This window comes from Mycobacterium heidelbergense, assembly GCF_010730745.1.
In the GTDB taxonomy this organism is placed as follows: Bacteria; Actinomycetota; Actinomycetes; order Mycobacteriales; family Mycobacteriaceae; genus Mycobacterium; species Mycobacterium heidelbergense.
In genome coordinates, this window is the sequence record NZ_AP022615.1 from 4517025 (window position 1) to 4538054 (window position 21030).

The 21030-nt window shown below is 70.4% G+C and carries 15 protein-coding genes, 1 pseudogene and 1 riboswitch; of the genes and pseudogenes, 11 read left to right on the forward strand and 5 right to left on the reverse strand.

The genetic code is table 11. The annotated features are described in order from the left end of the window. Positions 1 to 54 precede the first annotated feature (54 nt). From G6N25_RS21180 to G6N25_RS21195, 4 genes and pseudogenes are all read right to left on the reverse strand, one after another. Positions 55 to 1443: a PPE family protein gene (locus G6N25_RS21180; RefSeq protein ID WP_083075712.1), complete on the reverse strand. Its 1389-nt coding sequence runs from the start codon at positions 1441 to 1443 to the stop codon at positions 55 to 57. A gap of 8 nt (positions 1444 to 1451) precedes the next feature. Next, the gene (locus G6N25_RS21185) at positions 1452 to 2834 is read right to left on the reverse strand and encodes a PPE family protein (protein ID WP_232065878.1); all 1383 of its coding nucleotides are present in this window, start codon (positions 2832 to 2834) and stop codon (positions 1452 to 1454) included. Positions 2835 to 3562: 728 nt separating this feature from the next. After that, positions 3563 to 4726 carry an agmatinase family protein gene (locus G6N25_RS21190; protein WP_083075911.1) on the reverse strand — a complete coding sequence of 388 codons (1164 nt, stop codon included), beginning with the start codon at positions 4724 to 4726 and terminating at the stop codon, positions 3563 to 3565. A gap of 112 nt (positions 4727 to 4838) precedes the next feature. Beyond that, a riboswitch (guanidine-III (ykkC-III) riboswitch) is annotated at positions 4839 to 4901 on the reverse strand. A 263-nt stretch (positions 4902 to 5164) separates the two neighbouring features. Beyond that, positions 5165 to 5522: pseudogene (locus G6N25_RS21195) on the reverse strand (PaaI family thioesterase). Between the two features lie 350 nt (positions 5523 to 5872). Between G6N25_RS21195 and G6N25_RS21200 the strand changes: the two are divergent. From G6N25_RS21200 to mbtN, 7 genes are all read left to right on the forward strand, one after another. After that, positions 5873 to 6292 carry a BlaI/MecI/CopY family transcriptional regulator gene (locus G6N25_RS21200; protein WP_083075909.1) on the forward strand — a complete coding sequence of 140 codons (420 nt, stop codon included), beginning with the start codon at positions 5873 to 5875 and terminating at the stop codon, positions 6290 to 6292. Positions 6293 to 6306: 14 nt separating this feature from the next. Continuing rightward, a complete protein-coding gene (locus G6N25_RS21205) occupies positions 6307 to 7257 on the forward strand; it encodes a M56 family metallopeptidase (protein ID WP_083075908.1) in 951 nt (316 codons plus the stop codon). 109 nt (positions 7258 to 7366) lie between these two features. Beyond that, positions 7367 to 8836: an NADP-dependent phosphogluconate dehydrogenase gene (gndA, locus tag G6N25_RS21210; protein ID WP_083075906.1), complete on the forward strand. Its 1470-nt coding sequence runs from the start codon at positions 7367 to 7369 to the stop codon at positions 8834 to 8836. A gap of 21 nt (positions 8837 to 8857) precedes the next feature. Next, positions 8858 to 10306, forward strand: coding sequence for a GuaB1 family IMP dehydrogenase-related protein (locus G6N25_RS21215; RefSeq protein ID WP_083075905.1), 1449 nt, complete (start codon positions 8858 to 8860; stop codon positions 10304 to 10306). Between the two features lie 56 nt (positions 10307 to 10362). Continuing rightward, the gene (locus tag G6N25_RS21220; protein WP_083075903.1) at positions 10363 to 10617 is read left to right on the forward strand and encodes an acyl carrier protein; all 255 of its coding nucleotides are present in this window, start codon (positions 10363 to 10365) and stop codon (positions 10615 to 10617) included. Beyond that, positions 10610 to 12181, forward strand: coding sequence for a long-chain-fatty acid--ACP ligase MbtM (mbtM, locus tag G6N25_RS21225; protein WP_083075902.1), 1572 nt, complete (start codon positions 10610 to 10612; stop codon positions 12179 to 12181). The genes G6N25_RS21220 and mbtM overlap by 8 nt, the downstream gene beginning before the upstream one ends. Then, positions 12181 to 13326 carry a mycobactin biosynthesis acyl-ACP dehydrogenase MbtN gene (mbtN, locus tag G6N25_RS21230; RefSeq protein ID WP_083075900.1) on the forward strand — a complete coding sequence of 382 codons (1146 nt, stop codon included), beginning with the start codon at positions 12181 to 12183 and terminating at the stop codon, positions 13324 to 13326. The genes mbtM and mbtN overlap by 1 nt, the downstream gene beginning before the upstream one ends. Here mbtN and G6N25_RS21235 read toward each other — a convergent pair. Further along, on the reverse strand, positions 13293 to 13901 hold the full coding sequence (locus G6N25_RS21235; RefSeq protein WP_083075899.1) for a GNAT family N-acetyltransferase: 609 nt from the start codon (positions 13899 to 13901) through the stop codon (positions 13293 to 13295). The two genes, mbtN and G6N25_RS21235, sit on opposite strands and share 34 nt — an antisense overlap. A gap of 306 nt (positions 13902 to 14207) precedes the next feature. On the opposite strand from G6N25_RS21235, the gene G6N25_RS21240 reads away from it, so the two are divergent. From G6N25_RS21240 to G6N25_RS21255, 4 genes are all read left to right on the forward strand, one after another. Continuing rightward, the gene (locus tag G6N25_RS21240) at positions 14208 to 15575 is read left to right on the forward strand and encodes a hemolysin family protein (RefSeq protein ID WP_083075896.1); all 1368 of its coding nucleotides are present in this window, start codon (positions 14208 to 14210) and stop codon (positions 15573 to 15575) included. A gap of 8 nt (positions 15576 to 15583) precedes the next feature. Further along, complete coding sequence (locus G6N25_RS21245) at positions 15584 to 16642, forward strand: hemolysin family protein (RefSeq protein WP_083075913.1); 1059 nt, start codon at positions 15584 to 15586, stop codon at positions 16640 to 16642. A 123-nt stretch (positions 16643 to 16765) separates the two neighbouring features. Next, complete coding sequence (locus G6N25_RS21250; RefSeq protein WP_083075894.1) at positions 16766 to 18967, forward strand: malate synthase G; 2202 nt, start codon at positions 16766 to 16768, stop codon at positions 18965 to 18967. 99 nt (positions 18968 to 19066) lie between these two features. Then, a complete protein-coding gene (locus tag G6N25_RS21255; RefSeq protein WP_083075892.1) occupies positions 19067 to 20998 on the forward strand; it encodes a hypothetical protein in 1932 nt (643 codons plus the stop codon). The last annotated feature ends 32 nt before the right edge of the window (positions 20999 to 21030 follow it).

The window sequence follows — 21030 nt, forward strand, 5'->3', positions numbered from 1 at the left end:
CGGGTGTGCTACCACGGTTTTCATCACTAGGACATTGATGAGCGACAAGGTGTGCTACTTCTGCGCCGCCTCCTTAATCAATGTCGCGGCCGTGCGTTTGAGCACATCGCGCTGCCTGGTCACGTCGGCGATCGCTTTGCGCAGCTGGTTGAGTTCGTCCCTTTCGGCCACCGCGCCGTCGGCGCTCGCGCCCGGTGCGACCCAGCGGGCCGCGGCGTCGTCGTCCATGCCCGGCTCCCCGGCCAGCGCCGGGATCACCTTGTGGCGCGCGCCGGCTCGCAGACGACCCTGGTCGCCCCGCGGCGCGTTGACGACGCTGGCCACCGGCCCCATCGGGGGCATGCCGTAGAAGCCGCCCGGCCCGGCCTGCGCCGCACCGTCCAGCCCGGCGGCCGGCAACGCGGTGGCGGCCAGCCGGATCGCCGGCGAGGTGCCCCACGTCTGCGGCACCGACAGCGTGCCGACCGACGCGGCGCGGCCCAGACCCGCCGACATCCCGGCGCCGCCCAGGCCCGCCGCGGGAGTGGGCGAACCCACCAGGGCCGGGGAGCCCAGCCCCGCCGCCAGGCCGTCGCCGACTCCCGGAGAGACGGTCGACGCCGCGGTCACCGGCGCCGAAAGCGCACTGACCACCGGATTCCAGAACGCGGCTATCGGCGGCGCGATGGTCAAACACAGCCCGGAGGCATCGAAGTTCAGGCCCTCGGAGAGGATTTCGTACCCCTCGAGCAAGGTGCTGAATTGGTTGAACGTCTGGATCGGATAGCTGTTCAGCAGGTCCAGGATCGGATTCGATCCGGACACCGATCCCGCCGAAAGACCCTGCAGCAGGTTGGGCACGCTCGAGAGCGCCGATTGGGTGCTTGAGCCGGTCGCGGTCGTGGCGGCCGCGGCGCCTTGGGTGGTGGTGCCGGCCGGGTCGGTGGTTTGTGGTGGGGAGGTGAACGCGGTCAATGTTGTCGCGGTGGCCGAGGCCGCGGCGTAGCTGTACATGGCGGCGGCGTCTTGGGCCCACATTTCGGCGTACTGGGCCTCGGTGGCGGCGATCGCCGGGGTGTTCTGGCCCAGGATGTTGGTGGCCACCAACGACGCCAGCAGCGCCCGGTTGACCTCGATCTCCGCCGGGGGCACCGTGGCCGCAAACGCCGCCTCATAGGCCGCGACGGCCGACCCCAGCTGGCTGGCGGTCTGGCCCGCCTGTGCCGCGGTGGCGTTCATCCACGACACGTACGGAACCGCGGCGGCCGCCATCGCCCCCGACGACGGACCCACCCACGGCCCGCTCGTCAACGCGGAAAGCGTCGCCCGATACGAGGTCGCGGCCGAACCCAACTCCGCGGCCAACCTGCTCCAGGACGCGGCCGCCATCACCAGCGGGCCCGACCCCGCGCCCGCATACATCCGGGCGGAGTTGACCTCCGGCGGCAACCCCGCGAAATCCAGGCCGCCGATCACAGCATCGCCTCCTTGATCAGGCGGGCCGCCGCGTCTCGCTCCGTCGCCACCTCCGCGATCTCCTTGCGCAGCTTGTCGAGTTCCTCGCGTTCGCGTTCGCTCAACGCGCTGGCGACGTGCTGGCGAGTCCGCTGCGGCTGCGCCGGCACGACGGGGATGTTCTCGTCGGCGCCCGCTTCGCCGGGCAGCGTCGGGACGACTTTGTGACCAGCGCCGGATCGGGCGCGGGTCTGTTCGCCCCTGGGCGCGTTGACCAGGCTGCCCACCGGCGGAATGCCGCCGAAGAAGCCGCCGGGCCCGGCCGCCCCGGCCTGCGGCAAGCCGTCCGAGGCGGCGCTCGCCAGTGGCGATGCGCTGGCGGCAAGCCGGATCGCCGGGGAGGCCCACGACTGCGGCACCGACAGCTCGCCGACGGTGGCCGCCTCGCCCAGGCCCGCCGAGACCCCGGCGTTGCCCAGGCCCGCCGAGACCGACCCACCCGCCCCCGAGTCGTACGCCCCCACCAGGGCTCCCAGCCCGGCGTCGGGTGCCACGTCGACGGCCGTGGCCGCCATCGCCCCCGGCACCAAGAGCCCGTATAGGCCGCCCATGAAGGGGGTGATGCCGGACGCGGTGAACAAGAACCCGCTGATGACCAGCGCGAGGTTCCCGACGTTCATGGTGAACGTGTTGAGGGCGTTGCCCGTGTCGGTGCCAAGCAGGTTTTCCAGCCACGTGATCGGGTTGACCGACGCCGCCGACGAGAGACTTTGCAGGGCGCTGGGCACGTTCGCGAGCGCCGATTGCGCGCTCGAGCCGGTCGCGGCGGCGGTGGCCTGGGTGACCGCGGCGCCTTGGGTGGTGGTGCCGGCCGGGTCGGTGGTTTGTGGTGGGGAGGTGAACGCCGTCAATGTTGTCGCGGCGGCCGAGGCCGCGGCGTAGCTGTACATGGCGGCGGCGTCTTGGGCCCACATCTCGGCGTACTGTGCCTCGGTGGCCGCGATCGCCGGGGTGTTCTGGCCCAGGATGTTGGTGGCCACCAACGACGCCAGCAGCGCCCGATTGACCTCGATCTCCGGCGGCGGCACGGTGGCCATGAACGCGGCTTCGTAGGCCGCCACCGCCGATTTGAGCTGACCGGCGGTCTGCTCGGCCCCGGTGGCCGTGGCGCCCATCCACGACAGGTACGGCGCGACCGCGGCGGCCATCGTGATGGACGACGGACCCACCCACGGCCCGGCCGTGAGCTCGGACACCGCCGTCCGATACGAGCCCGCCGCGAAATTCAGCTCCGCGGCCAGCCCGTCCCAGGCCGCGGCCGCCGACACCAGCGGGCCCGACCCCGCGCCCGCATACATCCGGCCGGAGTTGACCTCTGGAGGCAACACCCCAAAATCCACCGCTAAGCCCCCTAAAAAGCTGACGCTTGGCGCTCGGTTTTGAACGCATGGACGAACGGCACCCTGGCTGTCCACGCCGCGGTATCGAGGTGGACATCGCCCGATCGACGCCGATGTGGAAGCACGGACACCAACAGTGACGCACGTCTCTGTAACCATCCTGGCTAACTGCTGGGAATTAGCTGGGAAATCCCATTCTCACGCCCGCCCTAGGCGCGTTCCGCTCGCCGAAACCGCGTTACGGCGACGGGCGTCCGCCGCCGGTTGCCACCGGCCAAAGCGGCGCCGCGCCCGCACGCGCAAGCCCTTGAACGCGCCTCCCGGCATCGGCCGTCCTGGGCGCGAAAGCCCCTATTTCACAACGGATTATCCTCATCCGAAGGGCGCCCGGCCGGGGCGACCGCGCCGACCGGAATGCCGTCGGCGCGGATCGCAAAAGCTCCGGTGGTCGTCCCTGCCGTCGGTGGTGCCGGCGGTGGGTGACGAGGCCCGTGAATCGGGCGCCGCGCGCATCGCCGCGCCTGGCCGCCGCTACCCCAATCACGTTTGCTACAAACCACATGGGCAAGCGTAATTGGCAATCCAGCCGGATTGCCTCACTGTGCCGGTGCAACGGAGCCTAGCCGCTTCGGAAGCCCGTCGACGCGGAAATGCTTGGTGGTGAACGCATCTCGGCGCGAATCCGCCTTGCGCGCGGGGTGCTCACGGCCCGATTCGGCGAAACTGACCTAGTCGTTGAACGGCCCCCATGCGTGTCGCTTGAGGCTCGCCGGCTTCTTGCCGAGCTTTCCGGCCCGCACCATCACGGCCAGGCTGTCCAGGATGACCCGGCTGCTCATCAGGGCGGTCTGCTCGGCCCAGTCGTAGGGCGGGGAGCACTCCACCACCTCGATGCCGTTCAGCCCGGGTTCGGAGATCAGCCGAATGAGGTTGAGCGCTTCGCGCGGCAGCAGCCCGCCGGGTTCGGGCCACCCGGTGCCGGGCACGAATCCGGCGTCGATCACGTCGATGTCGAAGGACAGGTACACCGCCTTGGCGTCCTTCCACGCCGTTTCGAGCGCGATCTCCGCGACCTTTTCGATCCCGACGCGTTCGACGTCGCCGACGGTGATCACGGTGCTACCGCGCTCCCGGCCGACCTTGACGCCCGCGCGCGGCGCCTGCCATCCGCCGATACCGATCTGCACCAGGTTGGTGGCCGGCGCGTTCTTGATGTTGGTGGCGTGGAACCACGGCGTGGTGTGCATCCGCTCGTCGAGGTCGGTTTCCTGGGTGTCGACGTGGCGGTCGAAGTGGATGATGCCCACGTTGCCGTCCATGTGCGGGGCGAGGCCGCGCACGGTCGGGAACCCGATGGAGTGGTCGCCGCCGAGGATCACCGGGAACACGCCCTGCGAGACCACATGCGACATGGCCGTGCTGATCTGGTCGAACGACTTCTCGATGTTGGCGGGAATGGTGACCACGTCGCCGATGTCGACGATGTTGAGCTGCTCCCGCAGGTCGACGCCCAGTTCGTAGCAGTAGGTGCCGAACAGATTGGTCGAGCGGCGGATGCCCATCGGGCCGAACCTGGTGCCCGGCCGGTAGGTGGTACCCGCGTCGAGCGGCGCCCCGAAGACCGCCACCTCGGCGTCGCCCACGTCGTGCACGTCTTCCAGGAACGGGCACTTCAGAAACGTCCCGCGCTCCCCGGCGAAGTGCGGCAGCTCTCCGCGGGAGAAGGTGGACAACGTGCGGTCGTTGATGGTGGGGGCCGCTTCCAGGCCGTGGGCGAGGCAGCGCTCGATCTCTTCGCGATGGCGGCGGGTGGGCAGGTCGGCCTCGGCCTGTTGTGCCCACGCGCCTTCCCGGTTGGGAATGTCGGCCTGCCCAGCGAACGGATTGATCATCGGTTTCCTCTCGTCGAGTACCAACTCACGGTGGAGGATGCCCCGACGACCAGGATCAAACGAAGGAGGAGTTCAAAGATCATTTTCGGTTGACCGGCGCGCTAAGCATCCGCGGTCACCGTCTTGTCGCTTTCCGGGTACGGCGAACTCGTCCGGGCGGCCCTTGCGGCGCGCCGCCCATCAAGGTACCGATTCGATCGGCGACCGCAACTCCCGTGGCGGGCGTGTCCGCCGCGGTGTCCGGCCCGGCCGGCGGCCGCGCCGTGCCTCGCGTGCGGAGGGATGGACCTGAGAAGTCCCGTTATTCCCTTGTGGGACGGGGGATTTAGCCACATCGACGCCGCGCAGCAATCGAGCCTTCGCAAAGGCTGATCGGCTACTGGGAACTTGCTGGGAGTTTTGGCCGATCGGGAATTTCGGTTCGAGCGGCCGGGCCCGTCATGCCTCGAGGTTTTGCAGCCGCACCTGACCCCGGGCCACGACCCGATCCTGGTCGTCGGTGATCGTGACCAGCCACAGCTGCTGACGCCGGCCGCGGTGAATCGGTTCGGCCTTGCCGAAGACCGTCCCGGAGGTGATGGAGCGCAGGGAAATCGGTGTTGTTGTTGACGCCCACCACGTTCCCGCCGCCGCCGTTCGCGTTGAGCCAGGTGTGGGCGGCCACGCTGGCCATGCTCTCGACCATCGAGCAGTAGACGCCGCCGTGTACGAGGCCCATCGGCTGCAACAGCTTGGGCGTGACCTCGAGCTGGGCGCGGGCGCCGTCGGGGCTGAGCGCGGTGAACCGCAGCCCCATCTCGTTGTCGAACGGCGCGGTGAAATTCGGCGGGATGATCGCTTCCGGCGACGGCACGTTCCTCTGTCTACACCATCGGCGGACCCCGGAATGTCGGAGGAGGACGGGCCGGCCCCGAAAACAGGCGAGCCCCGCGCACACCAGGGCGCGGGGCTCGCCGATCGAGTAGACCGGGGGTCACTGCAGCCCTCAGGACTCGCCGCGGTCGTTGACGCTCGATCGCCATCAGCATAGGCAAGGCTGCCCTAATTTTGCAAGGGTAGGCTCGCGGCTCAGGTGCTCGCATCGGTACGACGGCCAGTAGTAAGCCGGAGTACGCTGGTTTCAACCCTGATGGAGATGAACGAACTATGGCCAAGCTGACCCGGCTGGGGGATCTGGAACGCGCGGTGATGGACCACTTGTGGTCCACCCCGGAACCTCAAACCGTCCGCCAAGTCCACGAAGCGTTGTCGGCGCGGCGCGACCTCGCCTACACGACGATCATGACCGTCCTGCAGCGGTTGGCCAAGAAGAACCTGGTGTCCCAGATTCGCGACGACCGCGCCCACCGGTACGCGCCCGTGCATGGCCGCGACGAGCTTGTCGCCGGGCTGATGGTCGACGCGCTGGCCCAGGCCGAGGACTCCGGGGGCAGACAGGCCGCGCTGGTGCACTTCGTCGAGCGGGTCGGCGCCGACGAGGCCGAGGCGCTGCGGCGCGCGCTCGCCGAATTGGAAGCAAATCAACGCAATAACACGCCGTCGGCTGGCGCACCAGCGGAGGACTGAGGGAGACTAGCAGCGTGTCAGCGCTGGCCTTCGCCATCCTCGCGGTGCTGTTGGTCGGCCCCGTGCCGGCCCTCTTGGCACGAGCGGCGTGGCCGCTGCGCGCCCCCCGCGCCGCGATGGTGCTGTGGCAGGCCATCGCCCTTGCCGCGGTGCTGTCGGCGTTCAGCGCCGGCATCTCGATCGCCAGCAGGCTGCTCGTGCCCGGCCCCGACGGGCGGCCCACGGCCAGCGTCGTCGGCGCCGCCGACCGGCTCGGCTGGCCGCTGTGGACGGCCTACATCGCCGTCTTCACGCTGACCGTGCTGGTCGGCGCCCGGTTGATGGTCGCGGTTGCGCGGGTGGTCGTCGCCAATCGGCGTCGACGGGCCCACCACCGCATGGTCGTCGACCTCGTCGGGCTCGAACACGACGCGGCCGTCGCCCAGCCGTGCGCGTGGACGCGCGACCTTCGCGTCCTGGGCGTTCCGCAACCGCTCGCCTACTGCCTGCCCGGCGTGCGCAGCCGGGTCGTGGTCAGCGAGGGAACGCTGACCACGCTGACCGGTGAGGAAGTCGCGGCGATCCTCACCCACGAGCGGGCCCACCTGCGGGCCCGGCACGACCTGGTGCTGGAAGCGTTCACCGCGGTGCACGCCGCCTTCCCGCGCCTCGTCCGCAGCGCCAATGCGCTGCGCGCGGTGCAACTGCTCGTCGAGCTTTTGGCCGACGACGTCGCGGTGCGCGCCACCGGCCGCACCCCCCTGGCCCGCGCGCTGGTGGCCTGCGCGTCCGGGCGGGCGCCCTCGGGCGCGCTGGCCGTCGGCGGCACGAGCACGGTGTTGCGGGTGCGGCGGCTGTCCGGGCGCGGCAACAGCCTGACGCTGTCGGTGGCCGCCTACCTGGGCGCGGCCGCCGTCCTGGTGGTGCCCACCATCGCGCTGGCCGTACCCTGGCTCACCGAGCTGCGGCGGCTGTTCAACCTCTAACCCACCGGAGAGCCATCACTAACCCACCGGAGAGCCATCACCCGAGGGCAGATACGTGTTCGCCGTGCCAGGGCTTTAGCCGAAGTTCTCCAACCCGAGAGGCCAAGACATGAGTTCGTCGGATACCACCCCGAATTCCACGAGCGGCACCGCGCAGATCGGCGTGACCGGGCTGGCCGTCATGGGTTCGAACATCGCCCGCAATTTCGCCCGCCACGGCTACACCGTGGCGCTGCACAACCGGTCGATCGCCAAGACCGACGCGCTGCTCTCCGAGCACGGCGACGACGGTAACTTCGTCCGCTCGGAGACCATCGCGGAATTCCTGGACGCGCTGGAGAAGCCGCGGCGCGTGCTGATCATGGTCAAGGCCGGGGACCCCACCGACGCCGTCATCAACGAGCTCGCCGACGCCATGGAGGACGGCGACATCATCATCGACGGCGGCAACGCCCTCTACACCGACACCATCCGCCGGGAAAAGGCGATGCGCGAGCGGGGCCTGCACTTCGTCGGCGCCGGCATCTCCGGCGGCGAGGAGGGCGCGCTGAACGGGCCGTCGATCATGCCCGGCGGCCCGGCCGAGTCCTACAAGTCGCTGGGCCCGCTGCTCGAGGAGATCTCCGCGCACGTCGACGGCGTGCCCTGCTGCACCCACATCGGCCCCGACGGCGCCGGCCACTTCGTCAAGATGGTGCACAACGGCATCGAGTACTCCGACATGCAGCTGATCGGCGAGGCCTACCAGCTGCTGCGCGACGGGCTCGGCAAGACGGCCGACGAGATCGCCGACGTGTTCGACGAGTGGAACAAGGGCGACCTGGACAGCTTCCTGGTCGAGATCACCGCGCAGGTGCTGCGCCAAAAAGACGCCCGGACCGGCAAGCCGCTCGTCGACCTCATCCTCGACGAGGCCGAGCAGAAGGGCACCGGCCGCTGGACGGTGAAGTCGGCGCTGGACCTCGGGGTGCCGGTGACCGGCATCGCCGAGGCGGTGTTCGCCCGCGCGCTGTCGGGTTCGGTGGCCCAGCGCAGGGCGACCACCGGGCTGGCCTCCGGTGACCTGGGTGAAAAACCTACCGACGCAAAGCAATTCACCGAGGACGTCCGGCAGGCGCTGTACGCGTCGAAGATCATCGCCTACGCGCAGGGGTTCAACCAGATCCAGGCCGGCAGCGCCGAATACGACTGGGGCATCACCCCGGGCGACCTGGCCACCATCTGGCGCGGCGGCTGCATCATCCGGGCGAAGTTCCTCAACCGCATCAAGGACGCCTTCGACGAAGACCCCGACCTGCCGACGCTGATCGTCGCCCCGTACTTCCGCAGCGCCATCGAGGCCGCGATCGACGGCTGGCGCCGCGTCGTGGTGACCGCCACCCGGCTGGGCATCCCGATCCCGGGATTCTCCTCGGCGCTGTCCTACTACGACGCGCTGCGCACCGAGCGGCTGCCCGCGGCGCTCACCCAGGGGCTGCGCGACTTCTTCGGCGCGCACACGTACGGCCGCATCGACGACGACCCGGACAAGCGCTTCCACACGCTGTGGAGCGCGGACCGCAGCGAAGTGCCGGTGTAGTAAGGGGGCAAGTCGGCTGTCATGAGGTTTTTGGATGGGCATCGGCCCGGGTACGACCTGACGTACAACGACGTGTTCATCGTGCCCAACCGGTCGGAGGTCGCGTCGCGCTTCGACGTCGACCTGTCCACCGCGGACGGCTCCGGCACCACCATTCCGGTCGTGGTCGCGAACATGACCGCGGTGGCCGGGCGGCGGATGGCCGAGACGGTGGCGCGGCGGGGCGGCATCGTGATCCTGCCCCAGGACCTGCCGATCACGGCGGTGCGGCAGACCGTGGAGTTCGTCAAGAGCCGCGACCTGATTCTCGACACCCCGGTGGTGCTGGAGCCCGACGATTCGGTGTCCGACGCGATGGCGCTGATCCACAAGCGCGCGCACGGTGTCGCGGTGGTGGCGTTCGAGGGCCGCCCCATCGGTGTGGTCAGCGAAGCGTCGTGCCTGGGCGTGGACCGCTTCACCCGGGTGCGCGACGTCGCCGCCACCGACTTCGTCACCGCCCCGCTGGGCACCGACCCGCGCAAGGTCTTTGACCTGCTCGAGCACGCCGCGATCGGCGTCGCCGTGGTGACCAACGCCGACGGCACGCTGGCGGGGGTGCTCACCCGCACCGGGGCGATCCGCACCGGTCTCTACGACCCGGCCGTCGACGCCGCCGGGCGGCTGCGCGTCGGCGCGGCCGTCGGCATCAGCGGCGATGTGGGGGCCAAGGCCCGGTCTTTGGCCGAGGCCGGTGTCGACGTGCTCGTGATCGATACCGCGCACGGGCATCAGGTCAAGACGCTGGACGCGATCAAGGTGGTGGCGGAGGTGGTCTCCGAGCTGAATCTGGGCGTGCCGCTGGCGGCGGGCAACGTGGTGTCGGCGGAGGGCACCCGGGACCTGCTCGACGCCGGGGCGACCATCGTCAAGGTCGGCGTCGGGCCGGGCGCGATGTGCACCACCCGGATGATGACCGGGGTTGGCCGCCCGCAGTTCTCCGCCGTGGTCGAATGCGCTTCCGCGGCAAGGGAACTCGGGGGCCACGTGTGGGCCGACGGCGGCGTCCGGCATCCGCGGGACGTGGCGCTGGCGCTGGCCGCCGGGGCGTCGAACGTGATGATCGGGTCGTGGTTCGCCGGCACGTACGAGTCGCCCGGCGACCTGATGCGCGACCGTGAGGACCAGCCCTACAAGGAGAGCTATGGCATGGCGTCCAAGCGGGCGGTGGTCGCCCGCACCGGCACCGACACCGCGTTCGACCGCGCCCGCAAGGCGTTGTTCGAGGAGGGCATCTCGACGGCGCGAATGGGGCTGGATCCCGACCGCGGCGGGGTGGAGGACCTGATCGACCACATCACCGCCGGCCTGCGCAGCACCTGCACCTATGTCGGCGCCTCGACCCTGGCCGAGCTGCACGAGCGGGCCGTCGTCGGTGTGCAGTCGGCCGCCGGCTTCGCCGAGGGGCATCCGCTGCCCCTGGGCTGGTGACCCGCCGGTGCAGCAGGGTAGCCTAGCCTAACTATGTGGTGTTAGCGTACTGCGCCATGACCGCATCCCCCTCGATCGTCAGCTCGGCGCTGCTGAGCATCCTGCGCGACGACCTCAACGTCGACGTCACCCGGATTACCCGAGAGGCCAGGCTGGTCGACGACGTCGGGCTGGACTCCGTGGCGTTCGCGGTCGGAATGGTGGCGATCGAAGAGCGGCTCGGCGTCACCCTGTCCGAAGAGGAGCTCTTGACCTGCGACACGGTCGGCGACCTCGAAACCGCGATAGCCGCCAAGTACCGCGATGAGTGAGCTCGCGGCGGCGCTCACTCGCTCGATGCGGACCGCGACCGGCGACCTGATCCTCCTCGACCGCGAGGCCCTGGCGTGGCGCCGCCACCCGTGGCCCGAAGTGCAGGGGCTGGCCGAGAGCATCGCGGCCTGGCTCCTCGACCGCGGCCGGCCCGCCGCCGTCGGCCTGGTCGGCGAGCCGACGCTGGAGTTCGTCGCCGCGATCCAGGGCGCCTGGCTCGCCGGCGCGAGCGTGTCGATCCTGCCCGGGCCGGTGCGCGGCGCCGAAAGCCGGCGATGGGCCCACGCGACGCTGACCCGCTTCGCCGGGATCGGGGTGCGGACCGTCCTGTGCCAGGGCTCCTACCTCGACGAGCTGCGATCGGTCGATCCGCCCGGCGTGGCCGTCGACGACCTCGCCACCGCGGCGCACACCGGCCCGTCGCGGCTGGCCGCGCCCGTCGAAGCCGACGGCGCCGCCATCCTGCAGGGAACCGCGGGATCGACCGGCGTCCCCAAAACGGCCGTGCTGTCGCCGCGCGCCGTGCTGGCCAACCTGCGCGGGCTCAATCAGCGCCTGGCCGTGGACACGTCTGTCGACGTCGGGTGCTCGTGGCTGCCGCTCTACCACGACATGGGCCTGACCTTTCTGCTCGCCGGGGCGTTGACCGGGGCGCCGATGTGGCTGGCTCCCACCCCGGCGTTCACCGCGTCGCCGTTTCGCTGGTTGAGCTGGCTCTCGGAGAGCCGCGCGACGATCACCGTCGCGCCCAATTTCGCCTACAGCGTCATCGGTAAGTACGCCCGGCGCGTCTCCGGGGTGGACCTCGGCGGCCTGCGGGTTGCGCTCAACGGCGGGGAGCCGATCGACTGCGCCGGGTTCGAACGGTTCGCCGAAGCCATGGCCCCGTTCGGGTTCGACGCCGGGGCCGCCGCCCCGTCCTACGGGCTCGCCGAGGCGACGTGCGCCGTCACCGTGCCGGCGCCAGGCACCGGGCTCCGCTTCGACCACGTCACCGACCATGTCACCGACCGAGCCGGCGCGCATCGGCACGCCGTCCTGGGGCACCCGCTCCCCGGAACGGAAATCCGGATCTCGACGAGCGACGACGCGCGGTCCGAGGTCGGCGAGATCGAGATTCGCGGCGCGTCCATGATGGACGGCTACCTCGGCGGCCAACCCGTCGATCGCGGGGACTGGTTTCCGACCGGCGACCTCGGGTTCCTCGGGGAGGACGGCCTGGTGGTGTGCGGCCGGGCGAAGGAAGTGATCTCGATCGCGGGCCGAAACATCTTTCCGTCGGAGATCGAGCTGGTCGCGGCCCAAGTGCGGGGGGTGCGCGAGGGCGCCGTGGTCGCCCTGGGAACCGGCGACCGCTCCGCGCGCCCCGGCCTCGTCGTCGCCGCCGAATTCCGGGGACCGAACGAAAGGGACGCCCGCGCCGAGGTGATCGAGCGCGTCGCGTCCGTGTGCGGCGTCGTCCCGTCCGACGTCGTCTTCATGGCGCCGGGGTCGCTGCCCCGCACGTCGTCGGGCAAACTGCGCCGCCTGGAAGTGCGGCGCTCATTGGAGGCGGTGGACTGATGGACGACGGCTACCGCGCCCTTCTCCGCGCGGCTTTCGACGAACGGGTCACGGCATGGACGGCCGAAGCCGAAGCGCGGCAACGCTTTCCGCGCGAACTGATCGCACACCTGGGGGCGTCCGGCGTCTTCAGCGAGAAATGGTCGACGGGTCCCCACCCCGACGTCGGCAAGCTGATCGAACTCGCTTTCGCGCTGGGCCGGCTGGCCTCGGCCGGCATCGGTGTGGGCGTGAGCCTGCACGACTCGGCGATCGCCATCCTGCGCCGGTTCGGCAAGTCGGACTACCTGCGGGACATCTGCGAGCGGGCGATCCGCGGCGACGCGGTGCTGTGCATCGGGGCCTCGGAGGAATCCGGCGGCTCCGATCTGCAGATCGTCGAAACCGAGATGCGTTCCCGCGACGGCGGTTTCGATGTCCGGGGGATCAAGAAGTTCGTGTCCCTGTCCCCCATCGCCGACCACATCATCGTCGTGGCGCGCAGCGTCGACCACGACCCGGCCAGCAAGCACGGCAACGTCGCGCTGGTGGCCGTGCCGACCGCCCAGGTCAGCGTGCGGACGCCCTACCGCAAGGTCGGCGCCGGCCCGTTGGACACCGCCGCCGTCCATATCGACACCTGGGTACCCGCCGATGCGCTGGTCGCGCGGGCCGGCACCGGGCTGGCCGCGATCAGCTGGGGGCTGGCCCATGAGCGCATGTCGATCGCCGGGCAGGTCGCGGCGTCGTGCCAGCGCGCGATCGGGATCACCCTGGCCCGCATGATGACGCGGCGCCAGTTCGGCAACACGCTCTTCGAACACCAGGCGCTGCGGCTTCGGATCGCGGACCTGCAGGCCCGCGTCGACCTGCTGCGGCACGCGCTGTACGGGATCGCGGCCCAGGGGCGGCTGGATCTTCGCGCGGCGGCGGGCGTCAAGGTGACGGCGGCCCGGCTCGGCGAGGAAGTGATCTCGGAGTGCATGCACCTCTTCGGCGGGGCGGGCTACCTCGTCGACGAAACGCCGCTGGGCCAGTGGTGGCGCGACATGAAACTCGCCCGCGTCGGCGGCGGCACCGACGAGGTGCTGTGGGAGTTGGTGGCCGCCGGGATGACGCCCGATCACGACGGCTATGCGGCGGTGATGGGACGCTCGAACGCGTAGAGCGCCATGCGCCGGTTCGCCGTGTCGTGCTCGCCGAGGAACGTGCATCCGACGTACTCGCACAGCCGGCGGGCGGCGGCGTTGCGGTGATCGGGGTCGAACATGACCCGACGGCAGCGCGGCTCGATGGCAAAGACGCTGGCGACGATCCGCGGCGCCAGCAGCGGGCCGAAGCCCCGGTTGACCAACGGCGCGTCGGCGATCGCCGCGTGCAACCCCAGGTCGTAGGGGTCGGCGTCGTAATGATGAGAAATCAAATCCTTTGCGGCCCAATATAATTCAAGGTACGCGCGGTCCGTGCCCCGCATGCTTCCGATCAGGGGCAGCGAATAGGTTCCGTCGAGTTGCGCGCCCAGATGTTGCCGCCACCGCGACGGCGACCAGGCGTATTCCCAGGCCGCGGCGAGATGCGGGCGGTTCATCCATTCGGACACCAGCTCCGCGTCCGCGCGCTCGGCGACGCGCAGGCCGTACGGTGGGTCGAGCGAGGGGGTCGGTGGCCGGCCAAGACGCCGCGCCGCCCCGGACACGTCGAAGCGCTCACGCGGAAGGACCGGCGTCGGCGAATCGCGCATAGTGCGCAAAGCCTACCGAAGCCGTCGGAGTAAGGTTAGGCAACCCATATTGGGGCTGGGGGGGTCACGGCCGGCCACCTGTTCCCGCGGGCCGGGGATACCATAGGGCACCAAATACGGATGAGGGCACCGAATACGGAAGCGATCGTGTCCGCTCAGGTACCAGGCAGCGAAAGGATCGACGTGCCGCAGGCACCCGTGGAGGCCATCGGCTTCCGGGCGCAGCGGCGATCCGATGAGCCGCCCGATGCGGAGCCTCCCCCGGCGAGGCGGCCAGCGCGAATCGGCGACGCGGCGGCCTGACCCATGAACATCGCCGTCACCGTGGCCAGCGTCCTGGCCATCGCGCTGCTCATCTTCGGCAACGGGGTCTTCGTCGCCGCCGAGTTCTCGCTGACCGCCCTGGACCGCAGCATCGTGGAGGCCAACGCCCGCGGCGGTGCGCGCCGAGACCGCTTCATCCGGCGCGCCCAGCAACGGCTGTCGTTTCAGCTGTCGGGCGCCCAATTGGGAATCTCCACCACCACGCTGGCGACCGGCTACCTCACCGAGCCGATGGTGGCCGACCTGCCGCGTCCGGCGCTGGGCGCGATCGGAATACCGGACCGGCTGGCCGACGGGATCGTCACGTTCCTGGTGCTGGTGATCGTCACGTCGGTGTCGATGGTGTTCGGTGAGCTGGTCCCGAAATACCTCGCCGTGGCCCGCCCGCTGTCGACCGCTCGCGCCGTCGCGGGCGTTCAACTGCTGTTCTCGCTGCTGTTCACCCCCGCCATCCGGTTGACGAACGGCGCGGCCAACTGGATCGTTCGCGAGCTGGGCATCGAGCCGGCCGAGGAGCTGCGCTCGGCCCGGTCGCCGCAGGAGCTGCTGTCGCTGGTGCGCACCTCGGCGCGCAGCGGCACCCTGGACGCCGCCACCGCCGCCCTGGTGCGGCGATCGCTGCAGTTCGGCACCCTGACCGCCGAGGAGCTGATGACGCCCCGGTCGAAGATCGTGGCGCTGCAGACCGACGACACCGTCGCCGACCTGATTGCCGCGGCCGCCGAGTCCGGCTTCTCGCGGTTCCCCATCGTCGACGGCGACCTCGACGAGACCGTCGGGATCGTGCACGTCAAGCAGGTGTTCGCGGTCCCGCCGGCCGACCGGGCGCACACCCCGCTGACCACGCTCGCGCAACCCGTTCCGGTGGTGCCGTCGACCCTGGACGGCGACGCGGTGATGGCCGAGATCCGGGCCAACAGCCTCCAAACCGCGATGGTCGTCGACGAATACGGCGGCACGGCGGGCATGGTGACCGTCGAGGATGTGATCGAGGAGATCGTGGGCGACGTCCGCGACGAGCACGACGACGCCACGCCGGACGTGATCGCGGCCGGCAGCGGCTGGCGGGTATCGGGCCTGCTGCGCATCGACGAGGTGGCCACCGCCATCGGATACCGCGCGCCCGAAGGGCCGTACGAGACGATCGGCGGGCTGGTGCTCCGCGAACTGGGCCACATCCCGGTGGCCGGGGAGACGGTCGAGCTGACCGCGTTGGACCCCGACGGCCTGCCGGACACCTCGGCGCGCTGGCGGGCGACGGTGGTCCGGATGGACGGTCGCCGGATCGACCTGCTCGAGCTGACCCAACTGGGCAGCCGCACCGAGACCCCCGCGGGGCGGGGCCACTGATGAACCTGATGGACCCGACCCTGGGCGTGCTGCTCGCGATCCTGCTCATCGGGGTGAACGCCTTCTTCGTCGGCGCCGAATTCTCGCTGATCTCGGCCCGCCGCGACCGCCTCCAGGCGCTGGCCGAGCAGGGCAAGGCGAGGGCCGTCACGGTCATCCGGGCGGGCGAGCAGCTCCCGGCCATGCTGGCCGGCGCCCAGCTGGGCGTGACGGTCGCCTCGCTGCTGCTCGGCCGAATCGGCGAGGCCGCGGTGGCCGACCTGCTGCGGACGACGCTCGGCCTGGCCGGCATGCACCCGGCGCTGGTGCACACGCTGTCGCTGGCGATCGCGCTGGCGATCGTGGTGACCCTGCACGTGCTGCTGGGCGAGATGGTGCCGAAGAACATCGCGCTGGCCGGCCCGGAGCGCACCGCGATGCTGCTGGTACCGCCGTACCTGGCCTACGTGCGCGCCGCCCGGCCGTTCATCGCGTTCTACAACCGGTGCGCCAACGTCGTGCTGCGCGCGCTGCGCGTCGAGCCCAAGGAGGAACTCGACGCCACGGTCTCCACCGCGCAGCTCAGCGAGCTGATCTCCGAATCGGTGTCCGAGGGGCTGCTGGACCCCGAGGAGCACACCAGGCTGACCCGGGCGCTGCAGATTCGCACCCGCGTGGTCGGCGACGTCGCGCGGCCGGTCGCCGACATTCGGGCGGTGCCGGTGGCCGCGGCGGGCTCCGGGCCGACGGTCGGCGCGGTCGAACAGGCCCTGGCCCGGACCGGTTACTCGCGCTTTCCCGTCGTCGACCTCGACGGGAAGTTCCTCGGCTACCTGCATATCAAGGACGTGCTGGCGCTCGGCGCCGACCCCCAGACGGTGATCGACCCGGCGCTGGTGCGGCCGCTGCCGCGCGTTCCCGACTCGCTGCCGCTGGCCGACGCCCTGTCGCGGATGCGCCGCAGCAACAGCCACCTGGCCCTGGTCACCGACGGCGGTGGTGCTAGTGGTGAGGGTGGCGGCGTAGTTGCCATGGTGGCGATGGAGGATCTGGTCGAGGACCTGGTCGGCGCCATGCGCGACGCGTAGCGCGACTGGCCGCCGGTCGGGGCCGCACGGAGCCCGTATGATCTCCAACGGCCACCCGTGAAGAAAGCGCAGGAGGGCGGAGGGGGCCGTAGAGGCTCTACCTGGCCGTTACGGAGGAGAAACATGACTGATCGCGTGTCGGTGGGGAACTTGCGCGTGGCTCGAGTGCTCTACGACTTCGTCAACAACGAGGCCCTGCCCGGCACCGACATCGACCCGGACGCCTTCTGGGCGGGCGTCGACAAAGTCGTCGCCGACCTCACCCCGCAGAACCAGGATTTGCTGAACCGCCGCGACGAGCTGCAGGCCCAGATCGACAAGTGGCACCGGCACCGGGTGATCGAGCCGATCGACCCGGAGGCCTACCGTGCGTTCCTCACCGAGATCGGCTACCTGTTACCCGAACCCGACGACTTCACCATCACCACGTCGGGCGTCGACCCCGAGATCACCACGACGGCCGGCCCCCAGCTGGTGGTGCCGGTGACCAACGCGCGGTTCGCGCTCAACGCGGCCAACGCCCGCTGGGGCTCGCTCTACGACGCCCTCTACGGCACCGACGTCATCTCGGAGAGCGACGGCGCCGAACAGGGCGCCGGCTACAACAAGGTCCGCGGCGACAGGGTGATCGCCTACGCCCGCACATTCCTCGATGAGGCGGCGCCCCTCGAATCCGGATCGTGGGCCGACGCAACGGGACTCAGCGTCGAAGACGGCCGGCTGAAGGTCGCGACCGACGACGGATCCGTCGGCCTGGCCGACCCGGAGAAGTTCGTCGGCTACACCGGAGAGCTCGGGTCCCCCAACTGGTCGGTGCTGCTGATCAACCACGGCCTGCACATCGAGATCCTGATCGACCCGGAGTCGCCGATCGGCAGGACCGACCGCGCCGGGATCAAGGACGTCGTCCTCGAGTCGGCGGTCACCACGATCATCGACTTCGAGGACGCCGTGGCCGCCGTCGACGCCGACGACAAAACCCGCGCCTACCGCAACTGGCTGGGCCTGAACAGGGGCGACCTGGCCGCCGAGGTGGACAAGGACGGCAAGACGTTCACCCGGGTGCTCAACTCCGACCGCCACTACACCACCCCCGACGGCGGCGAGCTCGTGCTGCCCGGGCGCGCGCTGCTGTTCGTCCGCAACGTCGGCCACCTGATGACCAACGACGCCATCGTCGATGCTGACGGCAACGAGGTTTTCGAGGGCATTCAGGACGCGCTGTTCACCGGCCTGTGCGCCGTCCACGGGCTCAAGGCCGGCTCGGACAACGATGGGACCAACGGCCCGCTGGCCAACGGCCGCACCGGGTCGATCTACATCGTCAAGCCCAAGATGCACGGCCCCGACGAGGTGGCGTTCACCGCCGAGCTGTTCAGCCGGGTCGAGGACGTCCTCGGCCTGCCGCAGACCACCCTCAAGGTCGGCGTCATGGACGAGGAGCGGCGCACGACCGTCAACCTGAAGGCGTGCATCAAGGCGGTAGCGGATCGTGTCGTTTTTATTAACACCGGCTTCCTGGACCGCACCGGCGACGAGATCCACACCTCGATGGAGGCCGGCCCGGTGGTGCGCAAGGGCACCATGAAGAGCCAGCCGTGGATTCTGGGCTACGAGGACAACAACGTCGACGTCGGCCTGGCGGCCGGCTTCGCCGGTCACGCCCAGATCGGCAAGGGCATGTGGACCATGACGGAGCTGATGGCCGACATGGTCGAGCAGAAGATCGGCCAGCCGCGCGCCGGCGCCAGCACCGCCTGGGTGCCCTCGCCGACCGCGGCCACCCTGCACGCGCTGCACTACCACCAGGTGGACGTGGCCGCGGTGCAGCAGGAGCTGGCCGGCAAGAAGCGGGCGACGATCGAGCAGCTGCTGACCATTCCGCTGGCCAAGGAGCTCGCCTGGGCGCCCGAGGAGATCCGCGAGGAGGTCGACAACAACTGCCAGTCCATCCTCGGCTACGTGGTGCGCTGGATCGACCAGGGCGTCGGGTCCTCGAAGGTTCCCGACATCCACAACGTGGCGCTTATGGAGGACCGCGCCACGCTGCGGATCTCCAGCCAGCTGCTGGCCAACTGGCTGCGGCACGGCGTCATCACCGCCGAGGACGTCCGCGCCAGCCTGGAACGGATGGCCCCGATGGTGGACCGGCAGAACGCCGACGACGCGGCATACCGGCCGATGGCGCCCGACTTCGACGACAGCATCGCCTTTTTGGCGGCCCAGGAGCTGATCCTGTCGGGAACGCGGCAGCCCAACGGCTACACCGAGCCGATCCTGCATCGGCGCCGGCGCGAGTTCAAGGCCCGCGTCGCCGGTGACTGAAACCGGCTTGACATGCGGTAATGCGGGCGATGACTAGAATCTGCGCCGAGCGCATGACAGGTCGCGTGAGCGTTCGACGGAAAGGCGGCGGGCACCGGTATGGGTAGGCACAGCATGCCCGGCCCGCAGGATTCCGGCGACGAGCCCTCCGACGAATACCCGGCCGACGATCCGTACCGGGCCGACGAGGCGGCCCAGGACCCCGACGACGAGTACCCGGATTTTCCGCCCCGGCGGGGGGCCCCCGCGAGCCCGGAGCCGCCGTCTTTGTTCCGTGCCGGGCACCGGGGACTCGGCGATTGGCGGGGCGGCCATCGCAGCGAGGGCGGGCGCCGGGGGGTCAGCATCGGCGTGATCGTCGCCCTCGTCACGGTTGTCGTGGTGGTCGGCGCCGTGATCCTGTGGAGCTTCTTCGGTGACGCGCTATCCCACCGCTCGCACAACGCCGCCGTGCGCTGCGTGGGAGGCAAGGAGACGGTCGCCGTCGTTGCCGACCCGTCGATCGCGGACCCGGTGCAGCAGTTCGCCGAAAGCTACAACTCCTCGGCCGGCCCCATCGGCGACCACTGCATGGTGGTGAGCGTCAAGGCGGCCAACGCCGACGCGGTACTCGGCGGCTTCATCGGCAAGTGGCCGGCCGAACTGGGCGGCCAGCCCGCACTGTGGATCCCGGGCAGCTCGGTCTCCGTGGCGCGGCTGGCCGCGGCGACGGCCCAGAAGGCGATCACGGAGAGCCGTTCGCTGGTGACGTCGCCGGTGCTGCTCGCTGTCCGGCCGGAACTCGCGCACGCCCTGGGCAACCAGAACTGGGCGGCCCTGCCGGGCCTGCAAACCAACCCGAACGCCTTGGCCGGGTTGAACTTGCCGGCGTGGGGATCGCTGCGACTGGCGCTGCCGATGAGCGGCAACGGTGACGCGTCGTTCCTGGCCGGCGAGGCGGTGGCGGCCGCGTCGGTGCCCGCCGGCGCGCCGACGACCCAGGGCACCGGCGCCGTGCGCACGTTGCTGAGCGCACAACCCAAGCTGGCGGACAACTCGCTGACCGAGGCGTTGAACACCCTGCTCAAGCCCGGTGACGCGGCGACGGCCCCGGTGCACGCGGTGATCACCACCGAGCAGCAGCTGTTCCAGCGCGGCCAGTCGCTGCCGGACGCGAAGGGCACGCTGGCTTCCTGGCTGCCGCCCGGGCCGGCGCCGGTCGCCGACTACCCCACGGTGCTGCTGCGCGGCTCGTGGCTGACGCAGGAGCAGACGTCGGCGGCCAGCGAGTTCGGCCGTTTCATGCACAAGTCCGAGCAACTGGCGCAGCTCGCCAAGGCCGGCTTCCGGGTCAGCGGGGTCAAGCCGCCGAGCAGCCCGGTCACCGGTTTCGCGGCCCTGCCGTCGACGCTGTCGGTGGGTGACGACGGCGTGCGCGCCACGCTCGCCGAGGCCATGGCCGCCCCGTCGAGCGGGCTCGCCGCGACCATCATGCTCGACCAGTCGCTGCCCACCCAGGAGGGCGGAAAGACGCGGCTGGCCAACGTGATCGGCGCGCTCGAGGACAAGATCAAGGCGCTGCCGCCGACCGCCGCCGTGGGGCTGTGGACCTTCGACGGCCACGAGGGGCGCTCCGAGGTGCCGAACGGACCGCTGGCCGACCCGGTTAACGGCCAGTTGCGCTCGGCGGCGCTGACGGCCGCGCTGGACAAGCAGTATTCGTCGGGCGGGGGCGCCGTGTCGTTCACCACGCTGCGCATGCTCTACCAGGACATCCAGGCGAACTACCGTGCCGGCCAAACGAATTCGATACTGGTGATCACGGCGGGGCCGCACACCGACCAAACGCTGGACGGGCCCGGGCTGCAGGGTTTCATCCGCAAAAGCGCCGACCCGGCCAAACCGATCGCGGTCAACGTCATCGACTTCGGTGCCGACCCGGACCGCGCCACGTGGGAGGCCGTCGCCCAGCTCAGCGGCGGGGGCTACCAGAACCTCGCCACGTCGGCGTCTCCCGACCTCGCCGCGGCCGTCAACGCGTTCCTGGGCTGAGGCCAGGCCGTGGCGAGATGCCCGTCCCGCCT